Origin of the sequence: Arenimonas sp. (genome assembly GCF_019459675.1) — a bacterium.
Lineage (GTDB): Bacteria > Pseudomonadota > Gammaproteobacteria > Xanthomonadales > Xanthomonadaceae > Arenimonas.
The window spans coordinates 1-2,222 of the sequence record NZ_JAIBFH010000472.1; the positions used below are offsets into that span (position 1 = coordinate 1).

At 67.5% G+C, this 2,222-nt stretch carries 4 protein-coding genes; all 4 read left to right on the forward strand.

Going from position 1 to position 2,222, the window contains the following annotated elements:
• Positions 1–399, forward strand: a 399-nt coding sequence (locus K0M70_RS15420) for a fumarate hydratase C-terminal domain-containing protein (protein ID WP_290783468.1), incomplete at its 5' end; no start/stop codon positions are given.
• 241 nt (positions 400–640) lie between these two features.
• A complete protein-coding gene (locus K0M70_RS15425) occupies positions 641–850 on the forward strand; it encodes a cold-shock protein (protein WP_290783471.1) in 210 nt (69 codons plus the stop codon).
• Between the two features lie 126 nt (positions 851–976).
• The gene (locus tag K0M70_RS15430; protein ID WP_290783474.1) at positions 977–1,609 is read left to right on the forward strand and encodes a glutathione S-transferase family protein; all 633 of its coding nucleotides are present in this window, start codon (positions 977–979) and stop codon (positions 1,607–1,609) included.
• A 4-nt stretch (positions 1,610–1,613) separates the two neighbouring features.
• On the forward strand, positions 1,614–2,222 hold a 609-nt coding region (locus K0M70_RS15435), incomplete at its 3' end, for an NAD-dependent epimerase/dehydratase family protein (protein ID WP_290783477.1).

Here is a 2,222-nt window from a genome sequence, read left to right on the forward strand (position 1 = left end):
GGGGCCGCGGCGCCCGGGGCGCCCCCCTTGGGGGGGGCCCCGGCGCCCCCCCCCCCCGCCACCCGGATGGACAAGATCACCGAGCAGGTGCTGGCCCAGACCGGCTTGATGGGCATGGTGGGCAAGGCCGAGCGCGGGCCGGTGGCGATCGAGGCCATCAAGAAGCACCGGTCGGTTTACCTGATGGCCGTCGGCGGCGCCGCCTACCTGGTGTCCAAGGCCATCAAGGCGTCCCGCGTGGTCGGATTCTCCGACCTGGGCATGGAGGCGATCTACGAATTCGAGGTCCGGGACATGCCGGTCACCGTGGCCGTGGATTCCACCGGCGAATCGGTGCACTGCACCGGTCCCCGTGAGTGGCAGTCGCGCATCGGGAAGATCCCCGTCGTGCTGGACTGAGCCTGGCGCCCGGCCCGGGCGGCGAGGGCGGCCGACCCGCCAACACAAAGTGCTGGCATTCCTTGCCGGAAGGGCGTACCCTCGACGGCGACTGTGTTTGCGAAGGGTCACTGTGAATCGTGGCCTGATGCGGTAGATCCACCGATCCGCTACATCTTTTCACCTCGCTCTCCTTGCAACCCCAGTCGCGCGGCGGAATGTTTCCGTCAGCGATTAATCCATTTGTTTCAAGGAGTGTTTCATGTCGGATCGTCAGATCGGTACCGTTAAGTGGTTCAACGACGCCAAGGGCTTCGGCTTCATCAGCCGTGACAACGGCGAAGACGTCTTCGTCCATTTCCGCTCCATCCAGGGCACCGGCTTCAAGTCCCTGCAGGAAGGCCAGAAGGTCTCCTTCAAGCTCGTCAAGGGCCAGAAGGGCATGCAGGCTGACGAAGTTCAGCCTGAGTAATCCAATCCTCAGCGATTGAGTAAAGCCCCGGGTGGCGACACCCGGGGCTTTTTCTTTGCCTGGCGGTTGGCCGGGGCAGGGCACGCCATCGTATGCTTCGCCGTCCCCCCCCGGCCGGAAGCTGCCATGTACACCCTCTATTATTCCCCCGGTGCCGCCAGCCTGGTGGTGCATTGGCTGCTGATTGAAACCAGCGCCCGCCACGAATTGCGCAAACTCGACCTGCAGGCCGGCGACCACAAGCGCCCGGAGTATCTCGCCCTCAATCCCGTCGGCGTGGTGCCCACCCTGCTGGTGGACGGCGAACCGCTGAGCGAGGCGGCTGCGATCGTGCTTTACCTGGCTGACGCGCACCCTTCCTTCGGGCTGGCGCCGGAGGTGGGCAGCATCGAGCGCGGGCGCTACTACCAATGGCTGCTGTACCTGGCCAACACGCTTCAGCCAGCCTTCCGAACCTGGTTCTACCCCGCCGAAGCGGCCGGTGAAACCAACGCCGACGCCGCCAGGGACCTGGCGCGCCAGCGCATCGAGGCCTGCTGGGACCGCATCGAAGGCCATCTGGAAAAGCGCGGCCCCTACCTGCTGGGCGCCGCGGCCAGCGCCGCCGATTTCCACCTGACCATGCTGATGCGCTGGTCGCGCAACATGCCCAGGCCGGCCACGCAGTGGCCCCAGCTGGACGCATTGGCGCAGCGGATGAAGGCGCGCCCTTCGTTCCGGACACTGTATGACCGCGAAGGCCTGACCGAGTGGGCGTAATCGCGTGAATCCGGCTTCCACCGTGTTGCTGGCCGGGGCGTCGGGACTGGTCGGATCCAGCGTCCTTGAACTGCTGCTGTCGCAGGCCGAGGGCCCGCGCGTGCTGGCGCCCGTGCGGCGGCCCGTCGGCGTCCGATCGCCCAGGCTGATCGCGCCCGTTTCAAGCCTGTCGGTCGATTCCGACACCGAACTACTGGAAACACTCAGGCAAGAAGCGCCAGCGATTGATGCCTACGTGTGCTGCCTGGGCACCACGCTGAAGGCGGCGGGCTCGCGCGAGGCTTTCCTGGCGGTGGACCGCGAGCTGGTGCTACGCCTGGCGGCGATGGCGCGTGCACTGGGCGCGCGGCAAGCCATCCTGGTGTCGTCGGTGGGCGCAAGCGCGCAGTCGGGGAATTTCTACCTGCGCGTGAAGGGCGAAACCGAGCGCGCCCTCGCCGAAATGGGCTTCGAGCGCGTTGACCTGCTGCGGCCAGGCCTGCTGCTGGGCGATCGCAGCCAATCGCGTCCCGCCGAGGCGCTGGCCCGCGCCGTGACGCCCTTCACCAACCCCTTCCTGCGCGGGCCGCTGCGCCGCTACCGCGGCATCGCCCCGGCGGGCCGAGCCCCCCCG